Below are 24,751 nucleotides of genomic sequence, written 5' to 3'. Positions count from 1 at the left end.
GCCAAAAAAACCTATATCAAAATATTTTGATATAGGTTTTAGGCTTTTTTGTTAGGATTTGTTCTGAATGGGTGTTTTTTCGCTCTGTAGCGCCAGCTTTATTGATCAAATCTCGCTAAATCTGGCGATTCAGACGGTTATTTCTTTACGGCCAGCGCCTGCTGGGCGAAAATGCCTGCCCATTTTGTCAGTGGATGCATTTGATTGTGATCGTGAATGTATTCACTCCCAGCGACGGCGGCTGGAACCCAACGACACAAAAGCCCATCAGAGGCCGGTAAATAAGTGGCAATTGCCCATTAGTGCTTTGCAACCCCAGGGCGCCCTGACTTTAATCGGTTCAGGTGCGAAAGCGCCCACCTACAACAGCAATCAACTTATACGTAAGGAGCCTTGAGTTTCATGCCAACTCGTCAACATCTTGCCAATGCAATCCGTGTCCTCTCCATGGACGCCGTTCAAAAAGCTAACTCAGGCCACCCGGGCGCCCCTATGGGCATGGCGGATATCGCCGAAGTTCTGTGGAATGACTTTTTAAAACACAACCCACAAAATCCCAACTGGGCTGACCGCGACCGTTTTGTATTGTCTAACGGCCACGGCTCCATGCTGATTTACTCCTTGCTGCACCTGAGCGGCTATGCGGTTTCAATGGAAGACCTGCAGCAATTCCGTCAATTGCATTCCAACACCCCGGGCCACCCGGAGCGCGGTTATACCCCAGGTGTTGAAACCACCACTGGCCCATTAGGCCAGGGTATCGCTAACGCCGTCGGTATGGCGCTGGCAGAAAAAGTTCTTGCGGCGCAATTCAACCGCGACGGCCATGATTTGGTTGATCACTTCACTTACTGCTTCCTCGGTGATGGCTGCATGATGGAAGGTGTTTCACACGAAGCTTGTTCTCTGGCCGGTACCTTGGGCTTGGGCAAGCTGATTGCTTTCTACGATGACAACGGCATTTCAATCGACGGCCATGTTGAAGGCTGGTTTACCGATGACACCGCTAAGCGTTTTGAAGCCTACGGCTGGCAAGTGATTCGTTCAGTTGATGGTCATGATGCAGTAGAGATCAAAACTGCCATCGAAACCGCACGCGCTGAAACCAGCAGACCGACGCTGATCATCACCAAAACCATCATTGGTTTCGGTTCACCTAACAAACAAGCGTCGCACGATTGCCACGGCTCACCACTCGGCCTGGAAGAAGTGGCATTGGTGCGTAAAACCCTGAACTGGGAATACGAGCCATTTGTGGTTCCAGCTGATGTGTACGAAGGTTGGGATGCTAAAGCCAAAGGCGCTGCGGCAGAAAAATCCTGGGGCGAAAAATTTGCCGCTTATCAAGCTGCTTATCCAGAACTCGCCGCTGAATTTGATCGCCGCGTAGTGAAAGGCGATTTGCCTGCAGACTTCGCTGCAAAAGCAGAAGCTTTGATTGCTGAGACTCAAGCTAAAGGCGAAAAAATTGCGAGCCGTAAAGCATCGCAAAACACCATCGCATCGTTTGTTGAGTGGTTGCCAGAAATTCTTGGCGGCTCCGCTGACCTCGCTGGTTCCAACCTCACGCTGGTGAAAAAATCCAAAGGCGTTGAAGCGGGCGATGCAAGCGGTAACTATGTGTACTACGGTGTGCGCGAATTTGGTATGAGCGCGATCATGAACGGTGTATCGGCACACGGCGGTTTCATCCCCTACGGTGCAACCTTCCTGATGTTCCAACAATATGCGGCAAACGCGGTGCGTATGTCGGCGCTGATGAAATTGCGCAACGTGTTTGTGTACACCCACGACTCAATCGGTCAAGGCGAAGACGGCCCGACTCACCAACCAATCGAAGTGCTCGGCACTCTGCGTTTGACTCCAAACTTGGAAACCTGGCGCCCGGCGGACAGCACCGAATCTGTTGTTGCGTGGAAGTCTGCGGTTGAGCGTAAAGATGGCCCTGCGGCCTTGGTATTCAGCCGTCAAAATCTGGATTTCTTCGCGCGTAGCGAAGCACAAGTCGCCGACATCGCCAAAGGTGGTTATGTGTTGGTTGATTCAGTGGGCGAGCCAGAAGCAATTTTGATCGCCACAGGTTCAGAAGTTGGCGTGACTGTGAAAGCCGCTGAAGCGCTGAAAGCAAAAGGTAAAAACGTGCGTGTTGTATCTATGCCTTCTACTTCTGTGTTTGATCAACAAGACGCCGCCTACAAAGAATCCGTATTGCCAAGCAATGTTACCGCGCGCGTTGCAGTAGAAACTGCACACGCTGATTACTGGTACAAATACGTAGGCTTTGATGGCCGCATCATCGGCATGACCACCTTCGGTGAATCAGCGCCAGGCAACAAACTGCTCGAACACTTCGGCTTCACTGTTGATAACATCGTCAGCACTGTTGAAGAATTGTTGGAAGACTAAGTTCAGCAAAAACACCCGGCGCGAGTCGGGTGTTTTGTTTTATCGCTTTGCACTTTTATCGGTTTTAAAAAGACAAAAAGCAGAGCTGGAGAATTCACTAAAGGCATTAGGTTTTTATTCGGAGTAAAGCCATGACTGTAAAATTAATGAAAGACCAGGATCTCGCTGGCAAACGTGTATTGATTCGTCAGGATCTGAACGTGCCGTTGGAGGATGGCCGCATCACGTCTGCGGTGCGTATCGACGCATCTATTCCCACCATTCAAGCGGCATTAGCTGCTGGTGCAAAAGTAATGGTGATGTCGCATCTTGGTCGCCCTGATGAAGGTGTTTATGACGAGGCGGCTTCGCTGGCGCCGGTTGCAAAATACTTGAGCGAGAAATTGGGTCGCAATGTACCGCTGGTGAAAGATTGGGTGGATGGTTTTGCCGACCAAGGCGATTTGGTGTTGCTGGAAAATGTGCGCTTTAATGTGGGCGAAGGCAAGAATTCTGATGAGCTGAGCAAAAAAATGGCAGCCTTGTGCGATGTGTTTGTAATGGACGCATTTGGCACCGCGCACCGCGCGCAGGCATCGACTCACGGTGTTGCGAAATTTGCTCCTATCGCTTGCGCTGGCCCATTGCTGGCAGGTGAGTTGGATGCCTTGGCAAAAGTATTGGATAACCCAGCGCGCCCGCTGGTGGCTATCGTTGGTGGTTCAAAAGTATCGACCAAGTTGAGCGTGTTGGACGCATTGTCAAAAATCGCTGATATTCTGGTTGTTGGTGGTGGTATCTCCAACACTTTCGTAGCTGCTGCCGGTTTTGAAGTAGGCAACTCGCTGTACGAAAAAGATTTGATCCCCGAAGCGCAGCGCTTGTGCAAAACCACTGAAGTGGTTTACGCAACCGATGTACGTGTGACCAAAGAAGGTTTCAAAGAGTGGAGTCACAATTCCGTTGCGACGGTGAAAAAGCCAAGCGAAATTGCGGCTGACGAAGAAATTATCGACTACGGCCCGGAAACGGCTGCGCGTGTTGCCGAGATCATCAAAAACGCAAAAACCGTGTTGTGGAACGGCCCATGTGGCGTGTTTGAATTTGATGCGTTTGCACAGGGCACTGAAGTGATTTCCCGCGCAATCGCTGCGAGCGAAGCTTTCTCGGTTGCCGGTGGTGGCGATACATTGGCCGCAATCGACAAGTGGAATTTGGCCGATCAAATTTCTTACGTATCTACCGGCGGTGGTGCCTTCCTTGAATTCGTAGAAGGCAAAGTATTGCCTGCAGTTGCGATTTTGGAAGAGCGCGCAAAAGGCTAATTCGTTAGTTTCTTGCCGCATAAAAAAATGCCGGTGCTGAAAAGTACCGGCATTTTTTTTATCGATAAGAAAGGCGAAATATTAATCGCGTTTGCTTGCGGTTTGAAACAAGCGCTGTTTGTCCCGCGCCCAGTCGCGCTCTTTTTCGGTTTCGCGTTTGTCGTGTAATTGCTTACCCTTGGCGATGGCGATCTCTAATTTGATCAAATGATCTTTCCAATAGAGTGCGGTGGGCACCACGGTGTAGCCTTTTTGATTGACTGCTTCTTGCAGGCGATTAATTTCGCGGCGGTTGAGCAGCAATTTGCGGTTGCGGAAAGGGTCGGTGACAAAATGCGTTGAAGCGCTCACCAGCGGTTGAATCTGTGCAGCTTGCAGCCAGGCTTCATTGTTTTTGAAGATCACGTAGCAATCGGTGATATTGGCTTTGCCGGCGCGCATGCTCTTAATTTCCCAGCCGAGAAAGGCTACGCCCGCTTCAAAACGATCGTGTAATTCGTAATCGAATTTGGCTTTTTTATTGAGGGCAATGGTATTGCCTTGGTTTTTTTGCGCTTTTTTGGCCATGAACTTGTAGCTACTCAGGGTGTGTCATCAAACGGGCGGGCATTATATCGGCAAAGTCCACGCCCTGTCTTGATATAGGGTGGTGTGTGGGCTTATACCCTTGGGGCAATCTAGGTACAATTCAATATCAACGGCCATTTGGTCAATCTTGAACGTCATTTTGTAAGTCATTGTTGCGCGCTATGTTTGGTGCGATCTGTGCTTGGCTAAGAATAATTACCTCGCTATTGAGGCTCAACAGAGGAGCAGCGCGTGAAGCCACTGAAGCAACATACTATTTGGGGATTGCGCGGCAGTTTTATTCTGGCCGCGACCGGCTCGGCGGTAGGGCTGGGCAATATTTGGAAGTTTCCCTACATCACCGGCGAGAACGGCGGCGGTGCGTTTGTGTTGATGTATCTGCTGTGGATTGCGGTGATTGGTATTCCGATCATGATGGCGGAAATTTTGATGGGGCGCCGCGCCCGCGCCAATCCGATTATGGCGACCGCTGAATTGTGCGAAACCTCGGGCGCCAGCAAAGGTTGGACGGTGATTGGCTGGATGGGTGCACTCGCCGGTTTGGTGATTTTGTCGTTCTACACCGTGATCGCCGGTTGGACGCTGGAGTATGTGCAATCTGCCCTGAGCGGTAAATTTGCCGGGCTGACCGGCGAGACATCGCAAGCGCTGTTTGATGGCCTGCTGGCCGACAATAGCAAAATGCTGCAATGGCACACCATTTTCACCTTGATGACCGTGACCATTCTGGCCTTGGGTGTGACACGCGGGCTGGAGGCCTCGGTGCGCTGGATGATGCCGCTGTTGTTTGTGCTGCTGTTGATACTGCTCGGTTATGCGATGGTTGAGGGCGAGTTCGTAACCTCGCTGCGTTTTATGTTCAGTTTTAACATTGAGGATGTCTCCTGGGAATCCGCGCTGACCGCCATGGGGCACTCGTTTTTTACCCTGAGTTTGGGCATGGGTGCGATCATGGCCTACGGCGCTTATATGCCGAGTACTCAATCGGTGGGCAAGACGGTGATGTTGGTCGCGCTGCTCGACACTCTAGTTGCACTGGTCGCGGGGGTCGCGATTTTTGCCTTGGTATTTGCCACTCCGGGCATCGCAGTCGGCAGTGGCCCGGGTTTGATGTTTGTCACCCTGCCAGTTGCTTTTGGCAATATGAGCGCGGGTTTGGTGATTGGCTCGGTATTTTTTGTGATGGTAATGCTCGCCGCGTGGACCTCAACGATTTCGCTGCTGGAGCCTGGGGTAGCCTATCTCAACGAGCGTTTTGGTCTGAGCCGGATAGGTGCGAGTGTGCTGCTGGGTGTGATTGCTTGGCTGCTGGGGCTGGGTTCGGTCTGGTCGTTTAATGATTGGTCCGATAAACAATTCCTGTGGGGCAAATCCTATTTCGACAGCATGGATTTTATCGCCACCAATATTATGTTGCCCCTCGGTGGCATGTTGATCGCGCTGTTTGTCGGCTGGAAACTGCGCGATGAACACTTGCTGCATGAATTAAAATTTGAATCCTCGCTGCTGTTAAAAGTCTGGCGGCCGATTTTGCGTTATATCTCCCCCGTGGCGGTGTTGGTGATCTTGATCAACGGGATTTTTCCGGTATTGCGCAAGGTGTTTGTGGAGTAAAACGTGGCTCATCGAGTAGAGAGATCGGCGCTGGTACATTATTCGGCGGCGCAAATGTTTGATTTGATTAACGATATTGAAGCCTATCCGCAGTTTATGGATGGCTGCAGTGGGGCGAAAATTCTCGCCCGCGGCGATGACTGGCTGGAGGCGCGGCTGGAGTTGAGCAAAGCGGGGGTGAGCCAGAGTTTTGTCACCCGCAACCAACTGCAGCCGCCGCACAGCATGAGTATGAATCTGGTCGATGGTCCGTTTAACTACCTGCGCGGTGTGTGGCGCTTTACGGCGCTGAGCGAACAGGCCTGCAAAGTGACCTTCGAACTGGAGTTTGAATTGCAAAACCGCTTGCTGGGCATGGCGGTGGGCAAGTTGTTTGAAGCGGTGAGTAACAAACAGGTGGATGCGCTCTGCGCACGTGCCAAACAGATTTATCAGTAGCATTTTTGTAGGAAACTAAAATTTTTCTCGTCACTCCCGCCTGCGGGAGTCCAGCTCTTGAGGTTAAAACCTATGGATCCCCGCACGCGGGGATGACGTTGATAGCTCATTTATTTTTGGTGGAAAAATAGCATGGCCGATTTTGATTTAATCCGCGTAGAAGTCGCTTACGCATTGCCGCAAAAACAAAAAATCATCGCACTCTTGGTCGAGCCGGGCACTACCGCGCTCGCCGCGGTACAGCGCTCCAAAATTACCGATCACTTTCCCGATCTGGATATCGCCAGTGCCAAAATGGGGATCTTTGGCCAATCGCTCGGCACCAAGGGCATGGAGAGTGCCGACAAACACATCCTGCACGCCGGCGATCGCGTCGAAATCTATCGCCCACTTGCGGCAGACCCTAAAGACGCGCGGCGCAAACGCGCGGAAAAAACCGAGAGCGCCAAACCCGATGCCACGAGCTAGCCTAGCGCCGCTGCTTAACAGGCACTTGGCAATAGTCTGATCCTCTCCCTTCATCTCTCTTATTGTCGCGCGGTGTTGCAGTTCAATCATGCCCAGTAACACCGCGAACCTACTCCGCTAAAAATTTGCACTACACTGGGGTAATACTGTGTTTTTGCTGGTTGTCGGCAAGCGCTATAACAACACGCCCGAGAGACTGCATGTCGCTGAATTACAAACGCCTTTACCGCTGGTTGCCCTGGCTTTCCGCCATGGTGCTGGCGGTAGTATTTGTGTTGTTTATGTGTGCCGATTTAAAGGTGCACGAGCAGGTATGGCATGAACGCCTGAGCTGGAATACCCAGACGCAAAAAAACGAGCTTGATGATTCAGCCCGCGACCTGACCCAGCAGGCTATGCTGTTGGCGCAATTGATTGGCCGCGATCATGCAGTGCTGGATAGGGTACGTGCCGCACATAAGGTATTTATCGCAGAGGATGGCACGGGCGGAGCTGAGCACTTGCGGGCGCAGCGTCAAGCATTACAGGCGCAATTACAAGACTATTGGGGCGGTATGGAAGTGCTGGGAGGGCGCTATTTAAGTGTGTATTTCGCCCCGGGTGCAGTTAACTTTCTGCGCATGCACCGCCCGGATCGCTATGGCGATAGCCTCAGCGGTTTGCGCCCTCTGCTCGCCAATGCCTTCAGTTCGGGCGTGCCCACTTGGGGCATCGATGTTGCTCGTCAAGGGAGTGGTTATCGTGCCCTGCTACCTATCACCGCTAACGACAACCAAACTGGTGGCGTAATAGCCGTTTTGGAAGTCGGCATGTCAACACTGCCACAACAAGCGGATGAGCAAGTGGCGTCTATGCAGATGGCGGTGTTTTTACGCAAGGCGGCGGTTGAACAAATACTGTGGGAGCAAACCCGGCAACAGCTTAATCAGCAAAATCCAACAACGGTGGATGACTGGCGACTGGAGAATACAACTGATCCTCAGCTGCATAGCTGGTGGAAGCAGGGTCTGGTGCCAATCAACCAGCAGGGGCAATTGGTGCACACCGAGGGAAAGACCTACATAGCCTCATGGTGGCCGTTGCAACAGTGGGACTTGCCTTTGCAGGAATCGAGCTTGGCAATGCTGGTATGGACCGATATAACCCCGGTCTACAAAGACTATGTATCCATTCGCCAGCGGGTCATTGCCAAATGGCTGACTGCCCTGATATGCGCGCAGCTATTATTGCTGGTGTTTATCCGTCTTTATCGCGCTTACTTGCGCAGCCTGATCGAACAACACGGCGAGCAGATGCGTGAAGAGCACGCGGTGAGTGAACAGGCGTTGCAGCGGTTAGCGCTGGCACTGCGCTCCAGTGATTCCGGTTTTTGGGAGTGGGATATAGCCCACGACAAAGCCAGTTTTTCACCTGAATGGCGCCAACTCTGCGGCATAGGTGCAGAGTCGCCCAGCTCACTCGATTTGGATGAATGGATGAGCCGCGTCCACCCCGCCGATAAACGCACCAGCTACAGCGACATTATTCGCCATATCAAAGGCGAAACCCTCATGTACGAAAACGAATACCGGCTCAAAATCCACGATGGTAGCTACAAGTGGATACTTACCCGCGGCAAGGTGGTGGAGTGGACGGCGGAGGGTAAAGCGGCGTTGATGGTGGGGGTGTATACCGATATCACCGAGCGCAAAAATACCGAGCTGATCAGTATTCGCCAGCAGGCTGCACTGCACTCGCTCAATGAAATTGCCTCGCTCTCTGCGGTCGATCCAGATGATCAATTGCACCGCGCGCTCAGTTTGGGTGCCCGCTATCTCGGTTTGAGTAATGGTGTCATCAGTCAGATCAACGGCGAGGAGTACAGGGTTCATGTGCAATTTTCCGCTCAGGGGCAGCACACTGCGGCCAGCGTCAGCCCGCTGAGCAAAACCTATTGCAGCCTCACCCTCAAGCGTCAGGAAGTAGTAGCAGAAGATGATATTCCCGCCAGCCAATATCGCCAGCATCCCGCTTATCTGCTCAGCCAGATAGAGACTTACATAGGTGTCCCGCTGTGGATCGGCGGGGAAATTTACGGCACGCTCAGTTTTAATTCACGTAAAAGCCGGCATCACCAATACGATTCGCTCGACCGGGATTTTGTTCGTCTATTGGCGCGTTGGATCAGCTCCGTTGTGGAGCGCTGGCAGCAAGACACCGAGAAAAAAATTATTCTGCAGCGCTTCCAAAAACTCAGTGAGCGTCTGCCAGGGTTTTTGTATCAGTTTCAGTTGCGCCCTGATGGCAGTTCGTTTTTCCCCTATGCCAGCCCCGGCATAAAAAATATTTACGATGTCAGTCAGGAAGATGCTGCGCTCAGTGCCGATAAGGTATTTGCAGTGATTCACCCAGAAGATGCCGGTTGGGTAGGCGAAAGTGTCTCCTACTCGGCCGCCCACCTCACGCCTTGGGTAGCCACGGTGCGAGTCAATAATCCCCTGCGCGGCATGATCTGGACTCACATAGAATCCACGCCAGAAAAACTGGATGACGGTAGCGTGTTATGGAATGGCTATGTGTCAGATATCACCGCATTAAAACAAACCGAACAGCAGCTCAAAGAAACCAATGCGCTGCGCAAAGCCATTCTCGATGCGGCCAGTGTGGCGATTATCTCGACCGACAAAGACGGCACAATCAAAACCTTCAATCACGGTGCAGAGATGATGTTGGAGTACAGCGCCGATGAACTGATCGATAAACAAACGCCCGCGCTGATTCATCTGCCTGATGAAGTTACTGCGCGTGCGCAGCAGCTAACACGGGAATTGGGTTATGAGGTGCAGCCCGGCTTTGAAGCGTTTATTGCCAAAGCTCGCGAAGGGGGGATTGATGAAAATGAATGGCACTATGTGCGCAAAGATGGCAGTCAATTTCCGGTACTGCTCACCGTATCAGCGCTGCGCGACGCCGAGGGCGATGTCACAGGTTATTTGGGAATAGCGCGTGATATCAGCGAAATAAAACGTATCGACCAAATGAAAACAGAATTTATTTCCACCGTCAGCCACGAGCTGCGCACACCGCTCACGGCTATTAGCGGAGCCTTGGGTATTCTAGTAAATGGTTTTGCCGGTAGTCTGCCGGAGTCATCGGCGCGCATGATTCAAATTGCACACAATAATGCCCAGCGGTTGATTTATTTAGTCAACGATTTGCTCGACATGGAAAAATTAGTCGCCGGTAAAATGCATTTTGATCTGCAGCCACAACTGTTGTTGCCTTTGCTTCAGCAAGCTGTTGAAGCTAATGCCGCTTTTGCGCAGCAATATGGAGTGAGCTACGAATTGATTGCCCCTACCCACGACGTTGAGGTGTCGGTCGATCATCAGCGGTTATTACAAGTGCTGGCAAATTATTTGTCTAACGCGGCGAAATTTTCGCCGTTAAATGAAGTGGTTACAATTCATATTGAGTCGCATTTTGGTTATGTGCGAGTGGTGGTGGCCGATAAAGGGCCGGGAGTGCCTGATGAGTTTCGCGCGCGCTTGTTTCAAAAGTTTTCCCAGGCTGATTCTTCTGACTCGCGCCAAAAAGGCGGTACGGGGTTGGGGCTTGCTATCTGCAAAGAAATTATTGAGCGTATGGGCGGTAGTGTGGGAGTAAATTCTGTGCCGGGTGAGGGTGCAAGTTTTTATTTTGATTTGCCCTGTGAAGATTCCACGCCCAAAGTTCCAGCTACGCGCGTCGAACCGCAAAAAATAAAACCCCATGTGTTGGGCATTACCAATGCAACCGAATCGGAAAAAGTGATGCGTAGCGCCTTGCCCGTACAAGAATACGATGTGGATTGTGTTATGACAGAGCAGTCAGCATTAGAGCATTTGCAATTGCGCGATTACGACTTAATAGTGCTCGATTGGCAGTTGTGGAGTATGTCCATAGTGCAACATATCCGCGAGCGGGAATCTCACCAACTCAAAGGCAAGAAAAAATTACCGCTCATCATGGTGGTTGATGATATCGAACAGAGCAAAAGAGATTTGGTCTCTCTGCAAGAAGGCGATGCTATTTTCTGGTTGCAGAAACCAATGATAAGTAATCAATTAAACGATTTGGTCGTGCAAATATTGGCAGAGGTGGCGCTTATGTCGCGAGGGGCAGTGCAATGAAAGCAGCTAAGCCAATCGATGAGGATCAACGGCTCGCGCACTTATATCGCCTGGGCATTTTAGATACCCAGCGCGAACAAAGTTTTGATGATATTGCCTATTTGGCGATGACCTTGTGTGAAGTGCCGATTGCAGTTGTCTCGCTGGTTGATCGCGAGCGCCAGTGGTTTAAAAGTTGCCTTGGTTTGGGCGCAACGGAAACCTCGCGCGACCTCGCTTTTTGCGCACACGCCATACTCACGCCAGACGAAGTATTGGTAGTGGAAGATGCATTGGTCGATTCACGCTTTAACGACAATGCGCTGGTATTAGGTGAACCCTACATACGTTTTTATGCCGGTGCCCCTCTTGTCACGAGAGAAGGTTATGCACTGGGCACTCTCTGTGTGATTGACCGCGTTCCGCGTCAACTCAGCCCTGTGCAGTTATCGACGCTGAAATTATTAGCGCGGCAAATTGTTCAGTTGCTAGAGCTGCGCGAGGCAAACTACGCACTTGTTCAACAGCGTGAGCTTCTTGATGATGTACTTAAGGGCGCCAATCTGGGCACCTGGCGCTGGAACGTGCAAACCGGTGAAACTATTTTTAATGAGCGCTGGGCCGAGATACTCGGCTATAGCCTCGCTGAACTGTCGCCAGTCTCAATCGACACCTGGTTATCGCTCACCCACCCAGAGGATGTAAAAGTATCCTGGGCGCTGTTGGAACAACACTTTAGTGGTGAATTGGACTTTTACGAAAACCAATTCCGCATGCGGCATAAGCTTGGCCACTGGGTGATAGTGTTTGCGCGCGGTCGGGTGATCAGTTTTACCTCGGAGGGAGCCCCTTTGTGGATGGCGGGTACTCATGGTGACGTCACTGAGCTGCACAATTCGCGCATCCAGCTGCAGGAAAGCGAGCTTCGCTTGCAGACCATGATCAGTAATTTCCCCGGTGCGGTGTATCGCTGCGAAAATAATCCTAATTGGACCATGTTGTATTTGAGCGCAGCGGTATTGCAATTGACTGGCCACCCAGCCGAAAAATTTATGGGCGAGAATGCGCTCAGCATGACCGATATCACCCATTGCGATGATGTTCCGGTGATTTATGAAATTGCACAAGAAGCCTTGCTCCGCAAAGAATCTTTTCACGTGATCTATCGTATCCAGCACGCGGATGGCTGTTTGCGTTGGGTTGAAGAGGTGGGGTGTGGCGTCTATGACGAGCGCGGCGAGCTGAAATGTATCGATGGTTTTATTTGGGATGTTACCGACGCGGAAGAGGCCTATAAATCAACCTTATTGAGTGAGCAAAAGCTCTCAACGCTTTACAGTCAGGCGCCGGTGGCAATTATTTTGAATGATTTTACCGATGGTCGTTTTATTGAATGCAACCCGGAATTTTTGCGTATGGTTGGCTACAGTGCCGATGAAATTCTGAGCATGAACTATATGGATTTGACGCCGCCGGAATACGCGCAGGCCGATAAAAATGAGTTGCAAAACCTCTTGCTCCATGGCCGTTACGGCCCCTATGAAAAACAATACATTCACAAAGAAGGATATTTAATTCCTGTTTTACTTAATGGTGTGCTGATTGAAACGCCCAGTGGCGAGCAACAGATATGGGCGTTTATTCAAGACATCACCGAGCGCAAACGCATCGAGCAAATGAAAAATGAATTTGTATCGGTCGTGAGCCATGAATTGCGCACCCCACTCACCTCTATTTCCGGTTCGCTGGGCTTAATGAACAGCGGCATGCTCGGCGATTTGCCGGGCAAAATGAAAAGCATGTTAGAAATTGCCTACAAAAATGCGCAGCGCCTGACGCTGTTAATCAATGATTTGCTGGACATGGAAAAAATCCTTGCAGGGCAAATGGTGTTTGATATGCAGGAGCAAGCGATCATGCCGATTTTGGCTGCATCGCTTGAGAGCAACAAAGCCTATGCCGCGACGTTTGATGTTGCTCTGGCGTTGCAAGCCGAGGAGGGTGAACTGTGGGCCAGCGTCGATGCGCAGCGCTTGCAGCAGGTGTTGGCCAACTTTATTTCTAATGCAGTTAAGTTTTCACCCGCCGGCGGGCGAGTGGATGTGCAGCTATCGCAGCAAGGCGAGCAGGTAATGATTGCGGTAGTCGATCATGGCCCAGGTATTAGCGATGCATTTCGCGCGCATATTTTCCAGAAGTTCGCCCAGGCAGACGCGTCTGATTCGCGCCAGCGCGGCGGTACTGGGTTGGGCTTGGCAATCAGTAAAGCGTTTGTCGAACGCATGCATGGCACTATTGGTTTTGAGTCAGAGCCGGGGCAGGGCGCCACTTTTTTTGCCTGCTTTCCAGCGATAGAACAGCCGGCTTTTTTGCAATAAATTCCGCGCAAGTGCGCATCATTCGTTTCTTTATAGGTGACTGGCAATGGCACACGAGTTGAATCGTATTTTATACGTTGAGGATGATCCGGATATTCAAGCGATTGCGGTGATGGTGTTGGAGAGTATTCATGGCTTTACCTTGGAGTCTTGCAGTTGCGGCAGTGAAGCACTGCAAAAAGCCGTGCCATTTAAACCGGATTTAATACTGCTGGATGTGATGATGCCAGGCATGGATGGCCCGGAAACGCTTAAAGGGCTGCGTGTTTTTCCTGAACTGGCCAACACACCGGTAGTGTTTATGACTGCCAAGGTGCAGCCGCAAGAGGTGGAGGGTTATCTCAATTTAGGGGCGGTCGGCGTCATCGCTAAACCGTTTGATCCTATGACGCTAGCAGATGAGTTGCGCGCTATATGGGCTAAACAATAAGTTGCCCTATAGGCGGAGAATCGTGATCCTCGCGTAGCGAGGATCCGTAGGTTTAGCTAATACCTGACCAGAGCATATCGAGATTTTTAAAACCCCAGTCGTCTGGCGATTCGCGCCCGATAATTTTCTCTTTTCCCACCAGCGTTGCTAAGTCCAAGGTTTCTTGAATAATCGGCATTTTGGTTTTGGCTGAAAAAAACACCTTTACTCTGGGGCTGAGCAAAGAGCTTTCATGTTGCTCTACCACCACGGCCAGCCGGCCACTCTCCAGCCGTACCAGTGAACCCGTTGGGTAGATGCCTACGGTTTTAACAAACGCTTGAAACACCGCTTCATCAAAATGGCCCTTACTCCACTCGGCCATTTTGCGTATTGAATCTGCTGGCGCCCAACCTTTTTTGTAGGGGCGGTTGGAGGTGATTGCATCATAAACATCACAGACTGCGCCCATTTTTGCGAACAGGCTGATAGTGTCACCCTTGAGCCCGTGGGGATAGCCGGTGCCATCCACTTTTTCATGGTGATGCAGGCAGACATCCAGCACCAGAGGGCTGACTTGATAGCTTTCGATTAAGATTTTAGCGCCTACATCCGGGTGGGATTTTACAATCGCAAATTCACTATCGGTCAGTTTGCCAGGTTTGTTGAGCACCTTGAGCGGGATGCCAACTTTGCCTATATCGTGTAATAAGCCAGCAAAACCAGCTTCATGCACCATGTCTTCGGTAAGGTTTAATTGGCGCGCGAGGGCAATCATCAGCGCGCAGACCGCCACCGAGTGCATGTAGGTATATTCATCAGCAGTTTTCAGGCGCGCCAAGCTGATTAATGCGTGGGGCTGACGCAGGACTGAATTGGAGATATCTTCCACTAATTCCCGCGCTTGCTCGATTTGAATCGCCTTGCCCATGCGCGCATCGCTGAACATAGCAATCACCGCCTCTTTCGCTTTAGCACAGAGTTTTGCTGCGGTTGCTATCTCATCGTCAAGCGACGTTTTTTCTCTGCTTCGTGTAGTGTCTGCTTCCAGTAATACGGCTTCGGTTTCCTGCGCGACCTCCTCTTCGGTTTTTCCTTGCACAGCCGCCGCCAAATCGGTGCCTTTTTCTACGTCGATCCAGAGTTCTTTAACGCCGCTCGCTTGTATATCGTGCAGGTCCTTTTCATCGGTTAACAGAAATTTGGTTTTCCAAAACGGGTGTTCCATCCATGAACCGCAAAATTCACAAATGAACATGCCGAGCTGAATATCTTTAACCGCAATTCGTTTGAGCATGTCGATCCAATAAATGAAAGCAAAAAGAGGGATATTGTTGTGTTTTGATTAGTATAGTCAGGGATTTTTTACCAAGCGGAATGAATGCGTAATAAATTGCCTGCCGCGGCGATGAGGTTGTGTAGTTATGCCATTAAGATTGGCTAAACCCTGAATTCATTCCTATTATTCAGATTAAAGCTCTGGTCGAGAATAGTGGCGGTGTGGGTGTCAGGCACCCATGCGCGCACTATAATAAGAATCTCCTGCTGCCCCCAGATATCGGTCACCTATGGATAAGAATGCTGAAATTGCGCTAAAACTGCAGGCTCTGCGCGACGACTATGCGGCGCGTTTACCTGCAGAGATCCAGTCGCTGCGCGATTTGGTCAATAAGTTGAGCGATCCTGATTTGCAGCATGGCGCACTGGATCAACTGAGCCAAAAACTGCATAAATTGGCGGGGTCGGCGGGCAGTTTTGGCTTTGCAGATTTGGGTAAACAAGCGAAAAAATTAGAGCTGCAAGCGCAGGCATGGCTCTCTGCTAATCAGTTGGATATGGGGATGTTGCGCGTTTTTGCCGTTGCAGTTGCGGCGCTCGATGGACAGGCGCAAAACGATGGCGCCAAAAAAATCCCCTTGGTGTCGCAAAGCGCGCCACTCAAAACCAACACCCTGATTTACGTATTGGAAGACGATCCGGACGTGGCGGCCGAGGTCTGCATGACGCTGCGCCATTTTGGCCATCAAGTTGTGCACTTCTCTACTGTCGCAGCAGCGGAGGTGGAAGTATTACGACAGCCGCCTGATTTCATGATTTGCGACATCATGTTTACCGAAGAGGGGCGTGAAACTCCCGCTGCCGTCGCTAATTTACAATCTCATTTACCCGTTCCCATCCCGGTTATTTTTGTATCAACCCGCACCGATTTTGATGCCTATCATGCCGCTGTGCGCGCTGGCGCAGTGGGTTATTTTGTAAAACCACTGGACATCATTCGCCTGGTCGAATGTTTTGAATACTATCTTGATCGTCATCGCAGTGCGCCGCATCGCGTACTTATTATCGATGATGATTTGGCGTTGGCGGAGCATTATAAATTGGTGCTGAGTTCGGCCGATATTCGCGCCGAAGTCAGCAATAACCCGCGCGATATTTTTGAAGTGCTGCAGGATTTTCACCCGGAATTAATTTTGCTCGATATCAACATGCCTGGCTGTAACGGCATCGAATTGGCGCAGGTGATTCGTCTCAATCAGGATTGGCTGCGCGTCCCTATTACTTATCTGTCATCGGAGCAAGATGAGGAAAAGCGGGCGATGGCAATGGGGCGGGCGGGTGATGATTTTTTAAGTAAACCGCTGGGTGACCGCGAACTAATTACCGCTGTGTCAGTGCGCGCAGCGCGCAGCCGCCAGTTAAGTGATGCGCTGGATCGCGATAGCCTGACGGGGCTACTCAAACATTCACGCATCAAAGATCAGGTGGATGCCGAGGTAAATCGTGCCGCACGTGGTGGTGAAAACCTAAGTGTAGTGATGCTGGATCTCGACCATTTCAAGCGGGTTAATGATACCTATGGCCATCCTGCTGGCGACAAGGTAATCAAGGCGGTTGCCCATCTGCTGCGTCAACGGCTGCGCAAGACGGACGCAGTGGGGCGCTATGGAGGAGAAGAGTTTGTCGCCGTGTTGCCGCGCTGCAGTCGCGAAGAGGCGCAAGCCTTGATGGATGATGTGCGCCAGCGGCTGCGAGATATCACTTTCACGGCGGATCAGCGCAGTTTTAACGTGACACTCAGCGCCGGTATTGCAGCTTATCGTCCCGGTGTGGAGCGCGCGGAGCAGTTGCTGCAAGAGGCTGATGCTGCGCTATATCGCGCTAAAGCTGAAGGTCGCGACCGGATTTGTTTTGGCAGTTAACTGATTCCCTTTATGCCCATTAACCAAAACGCCCGGCTTGCCGGGCGTTTTGGTTAATCAGGGTAATGCCTGGGTTTATTCAAGTTCCTCTGGGTCAGGCACTTTTGGCGGTGTGCTGTCTTCAGTGGGAACCGGCACATCGCGATTCATATCATCCAGATACTTTTCAGACTTATCGCCCGACAGTGGGGCTTTACCAGGTAGAAAATCACCTTCGGTCTTTACCAACTTGTCGTTTTCAAAATACACGGTGTAAAGATATTGGGTGATGTCACCCTGAGACCCGCGGCGTACGCTGTAGGGGTAGTCCCAGCGATCATCGTTGAAGCTATCGGGTAGCAATGTGTTGCCGAGTACAAAGCGCACTTGCCGCTTGGACATGCCCAGTTTCAGTTGCTCCACCATCTCTTGCGTAATGATGTGACCCTGTTGAATACCAATTTTGTATACACCGGGAAAGCGGAAGCTGGAGCAAGCGGTGAGGCTGGAGACTAAGACCACGGCCAGGAAAACACGGCTGGCTAATTTCATACAAGGGCTTCCACTAACGAAAATGAACGCGGATAATACCCGAACCACAGGAAGACTGAGAAGGGTTTGGGGGAAATAATGGCAGACGGTAACCACGAACTGCGCAAAGCGGGTCTTAAAGTGACCTTGCCACGTGTGAAAATTTTGCAAATGCTCGAATCCTCTGAACAGCATCACATGAGCGCGGAAGATGTGTATAAAGCGCTGATGGAGCAGGGTGATGACGTAGGTTTGGCGACTGTTTATCGGGTCTTGACCCAATTCGAGAGCGCCGGTTTGGTAGTGAGACACAATTTTGACGGCGGACATTCAGTTTTTGAAGTTGCCCGCGGCGAACATCACGATCACATGGTCGATATAGATTCCGGCAGCATCATTGAGTTCCATAATGATGAAATTGAAGCCTTGCAAAAGCGTATCGTAGCGGAGTATGGTTTCGAACTGACTGATCACAGTTTAGTGTTGTATGTAAGAAAGAAGCGTTAGTGAAGAAAAGTTGATGTTAGATAGCTTTTGTATTTTAGGTAGCAATGCAAGTGTTAGATGCGGTAAACGTTAGTGCTGTATGAAAGAAAACGTTGATTTGTGTTACTCGCTTGAGGGCGCGATTTATCGCGCCCTTTTTATTTTCTGGTGCTCTCTATCCGTGTGGCGGGAATGTCTACTCGCTATAACTCCAACATTTCGCGCGCGTGCGCCAGTGATTGATCGGTAATCTTTAGGCCGCCGAGCATACGTGCAATTTCCTCAACTTTTCTCTCCCCTTCCAGTTCCACCAAGGTGGATTCTGCACTTTTTTTACTGGCGGTTTTGACCACTTGCAAATGCTGATGCCCCTTGCTGGCCACCTGCGCCAAGTGGGTAACACAAATCACCTGCCCACGTTCGCCCAGTTGCCGCAGTAATTGCCCCACCACATCACCTGTGGCGCCGCCAATGCCTACGTCGACTTCATCGAACACCAGTGTGGGGGTGGCGGAAGTTTTGGCGGTAATCACCTGAATCGCCAGACTGATCCGCGACAATTCGCCGCCCGAGGCAATTTTGGCCAGTGGGCGCGGCGCTTGGCCGGGGTTGGTGCTGATGAGAAATTCCACATCTTCCAAACCATTAGGCCCCGGTTTTTCGGTGAGTGGGATTAAGCTGACACTGAGATTAGCGTTAGTCATCGCCAGCAACTTGAGTTGCTCATTAACTTGTTTGGCGAGACTGGTACCCGCTTTGCTGCGCTTGGCGGAGAGTTGTTCCGCCAGCTGGCGATAGGCTTTTTCAGCCTGTTCGACTTGCTGCGCGAGTTGGTCGAGTTTGCCATCGCCGCCCTGCAGCTGTTCCAGTTCAGCGCTGAGTTTTTCGATAAAAGCAGGTAATTCTTCGGGCTGGATACGGTGTTTGCGCGCCAGGTCATAAATCGCCGATAGACGATCTTCCACCAACTTCAGCCGCTCCGGATCGAGATTAAAACTATCGATATGGCGATCAATTTCATGCTGCGCCTCTTCAACTTGAATCTGGGCGCTGGTCAGCAGCTCTTCTGCGGTCTGCAGCGCCTGTGACTTCTCTGGCAAATTGCGCAGTATGTGTAAGGCGCGATGCAGGTTAACGCTCAAACCCTGTTCGTCGTCGCTGCAAAAAGCGACCAGCTGTTGGCTGCCGTGCAATATTTCTTCGGCGTTGGCAAGGCTGCGCTGTTCCGCCTCCAGTTTGGCCAACTCACCCGGCTGCAAACCTAGCTGCTCCAGTTCATTAAATTGATAGCTAAGCAACTGGAAGCGCGCGCTCACATCGGCGGCGTTATCGCGCAGGTGAATAAAATGCTCTAGGCGGCTCTGCCACTCGCGAAACGCAAGGCGCACTTGTTTGGCTAGATCGGTTTGGCCGGCAAATTCATCAATCAGGCGGCGATGGGTATCTTTAATTAGCAGCGATTGGTGTTCGTGTTGGCTGTGAATATCAATCAGCATTTCACCCAACAGGCGCAATTGCTGCAAGGTGACAGGTTGGCCATTGATATAAGATTTGGATTTGCCCTCGTTATTGATCAGGCGGCGCAATAGACATTCTTGCGGGTTGTCCGGTTGCTGCAAATCCATATTGAACAGCCATTCTTGAGCACTGGGTATCGCACTGGTGTCAAAGGTGGCGGTAATGTCGGCGCGGCTGGCGCCTGCACGTACTCGCTCTGCCTCGGCGCGATCACCCAGTGTCAGTGCGAGTGCATCCAATACAATCGATTTTCCCGCGCCCGTCTCACCGGTAATCACTGTCATACCGGGCTTTATATCCAGATCGAGTTGGTCAACCAGCGTAAAATTTTGGATATTCAGGTGAGTGAGCATAGGCGCCTCGCAAGCGTTGCAGCAATAAAAAAGCCAGACACTTAGGGTGACTAAATGTCTGGCTATTTATACAGTAATTGCGGCGAGGGAGGCAAGTAACTCGCCGCATTAAAGCGATCTAATTACAAGCGAAAGCCTTCGAGTCGGCGGCTGAGCTCGTCGGATGCTTCGCGAATTTGTTGCGATGCCATCAAGGTGCCGCGCGCTGCATCTTTGGTGCCCAGAGATGACTGCTCCACCTGACTCACGTACTCCAGAATTAAACTGCTCGCCTGCACATGTTCGATGAGTGAGCTGCCGATATGAGCCACCATTTTGGCGACTTCATCGGTCTCGTGGCGCACGCTTTCTACAATTTCACCGCCTTGTCGGGTTTGCCCAATACCCTCTTTGAGTTGAATCACCATGTCGTCCATATTTTGTTTGGCAATGCGGCTGGAGTTTTGTACTGAGGTGATGGTTTCGCTGATCTCACTGGTTGCTTGAGTTGTACGTTGAGCTAGTTGACGCACCTCATCGGCTACTACCGCAAAGCCGCGCCCTTGTTCGCCAGCGCGTGCCGCCTCAATTGCCGCGTTCAGCGCCAGCAGATTGGTTTGGTTGGCGACCTCACTGATTACCGAAATAACGGCTGAAATACTGCTAATCCGATTGGCCAGATCATCGATACTGCCCTGGGTTTGAATCACGCTATTATCGATTTCAACAAAACTTTTTACTGCATTGGAGATGAGTTGCTGGCCTTGGGTTGCGGTTTTGGATGCGTGATCAGTTTGGTTGGTGGCGACTTTGGCCTGTTGCATAGCATCCTTGGTTTGCATATTAAATTCTTCGGCAGATGAGGCGATCTTAATGGTATTGATGCTTTGATCTTCGGCCATAGCGGTACTGGTTTCCGCTTTATGGACTATATCGTCACTAATAGAGTGCAGGCGTGAAACCATTTGCGATATACCGCCAATCACTTCGCGCAGTGCATGCCGCATCCGTACCACTGAACCGTAAATACTGTCCTCCGGCGCCTGGTGTACATTGCGTTCGGTCAGGTCGCCACTGGCTACCGCGCGCACCAGAATTAATACCTCTTTTAATTCGGCACCCAGGCCGCGGTCTAGCTTGCGTGCAAACAGCACGACAGGTATTACAATGGCCAGCATCACCAGCAAACATACAGTGAGCTGCCATTTGGCTGTCTGCCAAAAGCGTGCATTGACTTCATTGAAACCAATCCCGGTGCCTACCACCCATCTCCAGCGCGGTGAGAGCTTGGCGATGGAGAGTTTATCTTCAATCGAGCCATCGGCCTGTTTCTGGGTCCAGTTGTAACGTGCGAGCTGGCCATTGGCTTTGTTGACGGCTTTGAGCAGAATTTCACCCACGCTGCGGCCATTGCCATCTTTAAACTCATGAAAACTGGTGCCGTGAATTTGCGGGTCGAGTGGCGCGGCGACAAAATTAAGCTTTTCATCGGCGACGTACACGTATTCTGATTTGTGATAAATGTTGTTGCGCAGTAGCGTGGTGGCGATTTTTTTAGCGGTTTCATCATCCATCTCACCACGTGCGGCCATTTGTTCCATTTGGATAACAGTGGCGTAAGTGCTGTTGAGCAGCTGCTCAACACGCGCCTCATTGTCCTGACCGCTGGAATAGCGCACCGTATACAGGCCAATCAGCATAATTCCCAGTAGGCCAATTAGAATTTGAGCAGAGACGATCCAAATTTTGATACGCAGTGACATTGTGCCCCCTGGGAGTGGCTAAGTAATAAACAAATAATGGTTGACATTATGCGCTCGGGACAACGTTGTCAAATGGTATTTGACTGCATAAGTCAGGCTTTTGTGTTGCAGCGATTGGCGCGGCACAGATTCATCTTTTTGGTGCATAAGCCATTGTTTTTCTTCTGATTCGAGCGTTTTGCCCAATTTGTTCTGGTCTCAACTGGTTGGGGTATCCAGCTGAATCCCAGATTTGAGTATAGGCATTAATTCGATACTGCCACCGCTTGCGGCTGCATATTTACTATTGCGGCCGCATTGGGAAAAACTTTGGTAATAAAACTTGAATCCCCTCACGCTAACCCCATATAGCCCACACAGTAATTCAAGCGGAACAGTGTTACGCCTGTTGCCGCCCAACCTGCGATTGGAGAAAAGAGTGTCAACCCAAGACTATAGCGATATTCAAAATACAGCTGAGCCGCACAATGCCGCCGAAGGCGAAGCGGAGCAGGCGTCAACATCCAATGAGCCGAGTATGGAAACCTTGCAGGCGCAATTGGCGAGTTTGGCTGCAGCTTACGAGTCTGCCAAAGAGCAATCCCTGCGTGCGCAGGCAGATGCGCAAAATGCCCGTCGTCGCGCCGAGCAAGATGTAGAAAAAGCCCATAAGTTCGGTTTGGAAAAGATGGTCAATGATCTGCTTCCCGTAGTGGATAATTTGGAGCGCGCACTAGCGGCTATAGATACCAGCAACGAAGCGTTTGCTGCGGTGGTTGAGGGTATCCAGTTAACGCACAAATCTTTTGTCGATGCGCTCGCGCGTCATCAAGTGATTGCCGTTAGCCCGGAAGGTGAGCCGTTTGACCCAAACTTGCATCAAGCGGTTTCTGCGGTGCCAAATCCGGATGTTGAACCCAATACCGTACTCAACTGTTTCCAAAAAGGTTACACCTTGCACGGTCGTCTGGTGCGCCCGGCGATGGTGGTTGTTTCCAAGGCGCCCTGATTCGCGCGCAGCAACACATAGGGTGTTGGAAACCACAAAGAAAGTAAGGATTTTTTGTGCGCAGGGCTTGAATTAATTGCCCGCGTGCCAATATAGAAAACAACTGCCAACTAAACGCAAATCGTCACAGATCTGCGCTAACTAGGGCAAGAAACTAACAATTCAGTACAAGTTACTCGTGTAATTGTACTTAGCAACACATAGCATTTTTAGGAGCAACACCATGGGCAAAATTATCGGCATTGACTTGGGTACCACCAACTCTTGCGTATCTGTATTGGAAGGCGGCAAACCAAAAGTGATCGAAAACGCCGAAGGCGATCGCACTACGCCGTCCATTATTGCATTCACCAACGACGATGAAATTCTGGTTGGCCAATCCGCCAAGCGTCAGGCAGTTACAAATCCGCACAATACTTTGTTCGCGGTTAAGCGTTTGATCGGCCGTAAATTCAAAGATGATGTGGTGCAAAAAGACATCAAAATGGTGCCCTACAAAATCGTTGCTGCCGACAATGGTGACGCTTGGGTAGAAGTGAAAGGCGATAAAAAAGCACCGCCACAAATTTCTGCTGAAGTACTGAAGAAAATGAAAAAGACCGCTGAAGATTATCTCGGCGAGTCTGTAACTGAGGCGGTAATTACTGTTCCTGCTTACTTCAACGATTCACAGCGTCAAGCCACTAAAGATGCCGGTCGCATCGCAGGCTTGGATGTAAAACGTATCATCAACGAACCGACTGCTGCGGCACTCGCTTACGGTTTGGATAAAGGTGTAGGCGATCGCACTATCGCGGTTTACGATCTGGGTGGTGGTACCTTCGATATTTCCATTATCGAAATTGCTGATGTTGATGGCGAACATCAATTCGAAGTACTTTCAACCAACGGCGATACTTTCCTCGGTGGTGAAGACTTCGATATGCGTTTGATCGAATTCCTGGCTGATACCTTCAAGAAAGACACCGGCATCGATCTGCACAACGATCCTTTGGCGTTGCAACGTTTGAAAGAAGCGGCAGAGAAAGCCAAGATCGAATTGTCATCCAGTCAGCAAACCGAAGTGAACCTGCCGTACATCACTGCGGATGCAACCGGTCCAAAACACTTGGTAGTAAAACTGACTCGTGCGAAGTTGGAATCTTTGGTTGAAGACTTGGTTACTCGCTCAATGGAGCCAGTAAAACAAGCGATTAAAGATTCAGGTAAATCCCTGAGTGAAATCGACGACGTAATTCTGGTGGGCGGTCAAACCCGTATGCCACTGGTACAAAAAGCCGTTGCGGATTTCTTCGGCAAAGAAGCGCGCAAAGATGTAAACCCGGATGAAGCAGTAGCAATCGGTGCGGCAATTCAAGGTTCAGTATTGTCGGGCGATACTACCAACGTATTGTTGTTGGATGTAACTCCGCTGACGCTGGGTATTGAAACCATGGGTGGCGTTGCGACTCCGTTGATCGACAAAAACACCACGATTCCGACCAAGAAATCGCAAATTTTCTCGACTGCAGATGACAACCAAACAGCGGTAACCATTCACGTAGTGCAAGGTGAGCGTAAACAAGCGTCGCAAAACAAATCACTCGGCCGTTTCGACTTGAGCGATATTCCACCGGCGCAACGCGGTATGCCGCAAATCGAAGTGACCTTTGACATCGACGCCAACGGTATTTTGAACGTAAGTGCAAAAGACAAAGCAACTGGCAAAGAGCAGTCCATCGTAATTAAAGCGTCTTCTGGTTTGAGCGACGACGAAATTCAGCAAATGATTAAAGATGCAGAAGCTAACGCCGATGCTGACCGCAAGTTTGCTGAGGTTGTCACCGCGCGCAACACCTTGGAAGGTTTGATTCACGCAACTGAAAAAACCTTGAAAGATGCGGGCGATAAAGCCACTGCCGATGAGAAATCAGCCATCGAAGCAGCGCTGACTGAAGGTCGCGAAGCCGCTAAATCAGAAGACTTGGCAAAAATCGAAGCAGCTACTACCAAGTTAACTGAAGCGTCTGGTTCACTGGCGCAAAAACTCTATGCCGAACAACAAGCAGCCGGTGCTGGTGCTGGCGCACAACAAGCGGGCGGCAACAGCAAAGCAGCAGATGACGGCGTAGTAGATGCTGAATTTGAAGAAGTGAAAGAAGACAAGTAAGTTTTAGGATGGGTGGAGCGCAAGCGATACCCATCAATATTCAGGATTCATTCTTGGAATCCAACAACAA

General features: G+C 50.7%; 17 protein-coding genes. 12 read left to right on the top strand and 5 right to left on the bottom strand.

The features are described from left to right. Window positions 1–402 precede the first annotated feature (402 nt). Window positions 403–2,406, top strand: a complete 2,004-nt coding sequence (gene tkt, locus AWU77_RS10255; RefSeq protein ID WP_062062780.1) for a transketolase — start codon at window positions 403–405, stop codon at window positions 2,404–2,406. A gap of 131 nt (window positions 2,407–2,537) precedes the next feature. Further along, on the top strand, window positions 2,538–3,710 hold the full coding sequence (locus AWU77_RS10250) for a phosphoglycerate kinase (protein WP_062062771.1): 1,173 nt from the start codon (window positions 2,538–2,540) through the stop codon (window positions 3,708–3,710). A gap of 81 nt (window positions 3,711–3,791) precedes the next feature. Here the strand turns inward: AWU77_RS10250 and smpB are convergent, their stop codons facing one another. Next, a complete protein-coding gene (smpB, locus tag AWU77_RS10245) occupies window positions 3,792–4,277 on the bottom strand; it encodes an SsrA-binding protein SmpB (RefSeq protein ID WP_062062767.1) in 486 nt (161 codons plus the stop codon). A 252-nt stretch (window positions 4,278–4,529) separates the two neighbouring features. Between smpB and AWU77_RS10240 the strand changes: the two genes are divergently transcribed. From AWU77_RS10240 to AWU77_RS10215, 6 genes are all read left to right on the top strand, one after another. Continuing rightward, on the top strand, window positions 4,530–5,912 hold the full coding sequence (locus AWU77_RS10240) for a sodium-dependent transporter (protein WP_062062764.1): 1,383 nt from the start codon (window positions 4,530–4,532) through the stop codon (window positions 5,910–5,912). Window positions 5,913–5,915: 3 nt separating this feature from the next. Then, window positions 5,916–6,350 (top strand): type II toxin-antitoxin system RatA family toxin, encoded by a 435-nt coding sequence (locus tag AWU77_RS10235; RefSeq protein WP_062062755.1) that lies wholly within the window; start codon window positions 5,916–5,918, stop codon window positions 6,348–6,350. Window positions 6,351–6,482: 132 nt separating this feature from the next. After that, window positions 6,483–6,818 carry an RnfH family protein gene (locus AWU77_RS10230; RefSeq protein WP_062062752.1) on the top strand — a complete coding sequence of 112 codons (336 nt, stop codon included), beginning with the start codon at window positions 6,483–6,485 and terminating at the stop codon, window positions 6,816–6,818. Between the two features lie 200 nt (window positions 6,819–7,018). Continuing rightward, window positions 7,019–10,969: a PAS domain S-box protein gene (locus tag AWU77_RS10225; RefSeq protein WP_062062749.1), complete on the top strand. Its 3,951-nt coding sequence runs from the start codon at window positions 7,019–7,021 to the stop codon at window positions 10,967–10,969. Then, entirely contained in the window at window positions 10,966–13,326 is a 2,361-nt protein-coding gene (locus AWU77_RS10220; RefSeq protein ID WP_062062746.1) for a PAS domain-containing protein, read from the top strand. Before AWU77_RS10225 ends, AWU77_RS10220 begins: the two co-directional genes overlap by 4 nt. Window positions 13,327–13,372: 46 nt before the next feature. Continuing rightward, window positions 13,373–13,756 carry a response regulator gene (locus tag AWU77_RS10215; protein ID WP_062062743.1) on the top strand — a complete coding sequence of 128 codons (384 nt, stop codon included), beginning with the start codon at window positions 13,373–13,375 and terminating at the stop codon, window positions 13,754–13,756. Between the two features lie 52 nt (window positions 13,757–13,808). Here AWU77_RS10215 and AWU77_RS10210 read toward each other — a convergent pair whose 3' ends face one another. Further along, window positions 13,809–15,032: an HD-GYP domain-containing protein gene (locus AWU77_RS10210; protein WP_062062740.1), complete on the bottom strand. Its 1,224-nt coding sequence runs from the start codon at window positions 15,030–15,032 to the stop codon at window positions 13,809–13,811. A 271-nt stretch (window positions 15,033–15,303) separates the two neighbouring features. Between AWU77_RS10210 and AWU77_RS10205 the strand changes: the two genes are divergently transcribed. Then, window positions 15,304–16,935 (top strand): diguanylate cyclase, encoded by a 1,632-nt coding sequence (locus AWU77_RS10205; RefSeq protein ID WP_062062737.1) that lies wholly within the window; start codon window positions 15,304–15,306, stop codon window positions 16,933–16,935. Window positions 16,936–17,010: 75 nt separating this feature from the next. Here the strand turns inward: AWU77_RS10205 and AWU77_RS10200 are convergent, their stop codons facing one another. Continuing rightward, a complete protein-coding gene (locus tag AWU77_RS10200) occupies window positions 17,011–17,466 on the bottom strand; it encodes an outer membrane protein assembly factor BamE (RefSeq protein WP_062062734.1) in 456 nt (151 codons plus the stop codon). Window positions 17,467–17,544: 78 nt separating this feature from the next. Between AWU77_RS10200 and fur the strand changes: the two genes are divergently transcribed. Continuing rightward, the gene (gene fur / locus AWU77_RS10195; RefSeq protein WP_062062731.1) at window positions 17,545–17,952 is read left to right on the top strand and encodes a ferric iron uptake transcriptional regulator; all 408 of its coding nucleotides are present in this window, start codon (window positions 17,545–17,547) and stop codon (window positions 17,950–17,952) included. Between the two features lie 182 nt (window positions 17,953–18,134). On the opposite strand, the gene recN is transcribed toward fur, so the two are convergent. Both recN and AWU77_RS10185 read right to left on the bottom strand, forming a co-directional pair. Further along, a complete protein-coding gene (gene recN / locus AWU77_RS10190) occupies window positions 18,135–19,802 on the bottom strand; it encodes a DNA repair protein RecN (protein ID WP_062062728.1) in 1,668 nt (555 codons plus the stop codon). A gap of 122 nt (window positions 19,803–19,924) precedes the next feature. Then, a complete protein-coding gene (locus tag AWU77_RS10185; RefSeq protein ID WP_062062726.1) occupies window positions 19,925–21,544 on the bottom strand; it encodes a methyl-accepting chemotaxis protein in 1,620 nt (539 codons plus the stop codon). A 418-nt stretch (window positions 21,545–21,962) separates the two neighbouring features. On the opposite strand from AWU77_RS10185, the gene grpE reads away from it, so the two are divergent. Both grpE and dnaK read left to right on the top strand, forming a co-directional pair. Then, window positions 21,963–22,532 carry a nucleotide exchange factor GrpE gene (gene grpE / locus AWU77_RS10180; RefSeq protein WP_152625327.1) on the top strand — a complete coding sequence of 190 codons (570 nt, stop codon included), beginning with the start codon at window positions 21,963–21,965 and terminating at the stop codon, window positions 22,530–22,532. A gap of 223 nt (window positions 22,533–22,755) precedes the next feature. After that, a complete protein-coding gene (gene dnaK, locus AWU77_RS10175) occupies window positions 22,756–24,681 on the top strand; it encodes a molecular chaperone DnaK (protein ID WP_062062723.1) in 1,926 nt (641 codons plus the stop codon). Window positions 24,682–24,751 lie beyond the last annotated feature (70 nt).

The sequence above is a fragment of the Cellvibrio sp. OA-2007 genome (assembly GCF_000953825.1).
Lineage (GTDB): Bacteria > Pseudomonadota > Gammaproteobacteria > Pseudomonadales > Cellvibrionaceae > Cellvibrio.
This window is presented reverse-complemented; position numbering and strand designations above follow the sequence as displayed.

Coding starts and splice junctions, on each gene's coding strand:
- AWU77_RS10250 (WP_062062771.1), top strand. CDS start 2,538: ATGACTGTAAAATTAATGAAAGACCAGGATCTCGCTGGCAAACGTGTA.
- smpB (WP_062062767.1), bottom strand. CDS start 4,277: ATGGCCAAAAAAGCGCAAAAAAACCAAGGCAATACCATTGCCCTCAAT.
- AWU77_RS10230 (WP_062062752.1), top strand. CDS start 6,483: ATGGCCGATTTTGATTTAATCCGCGTAGAAGTCGCTTACGCATTGCCG.
- tkt (WP_062062780.1), top strand. CDS start 403: ATGCCAACTCGTCAACATCTTGCCAATGCAATCCGTGTCCTCTCCATG.
- AWU77_RS10220 (WP_062062746.1), top strand. CDS start 10,966: ATGAAAGCAGCTAAGCCAATCGATGAGGATCAACGGCTCGCGCACTTA.
- fur (WP_062062731.1), top strand. CDS start 17,545: ATGGCAGACGGTAACCACGAACTGCGCAAAGCGGGTCTTAAAGTGACC.
- AWU77_RS10200 (WP_062062734.1), bottom strand. CDS start 17,466: ATGAAATTAGCCAGCCGTGTTTTCCTGGCCGTGGTCTTAGTCTCCAGC.
- recN (WP_062062728.1), bottom strand. CDS start 19,802: ATGCTCACTCACCTGAATATCCAAAATTTTACGCTGGTTGACCAACTC.
- AWU77_RS10215 (WP_062062743.1), top strand. CDS start 13,373: ATGGCACACGAGTTGAATCGTATTTTATACGTTGAGGATGATCCGGAT.
- AWU77_RS10205 (WP_062062737.1), top strand. CDS start 15,304: ATGGATAAGAATGCTGAAATTGCGCTAAAACTGCAGGCTCTGCGCGAC.
- AWU77_RS10225 (WP_062062749.1), top strand. CDS start 7,019: ATGTCGCTGAATTACAAACGCCTTTACCGCTGGTTGCCCTGGCTTTCC.
- AWU77_RS10185 (WP_062062726.1), bottom strand. CDS start 21,544: ATGTCACTGCGTATCAAAATTTGGATCGTCTCTGCTCAAATTCTAATT.
- AWU77_RS10210 (WP_062062740.1), bottom strand. CDS start 15,032: ATGCTCAAACGAATTGCGGTTAAAGATATTCAGCTCGGCATGTTCATT.
- dnaK (WP_062062723.1), top strand. CDS start 22,756: ATGGGCAAAATTATCGGCATTGACTTGGGTACCACCAACTCTTGCGTA.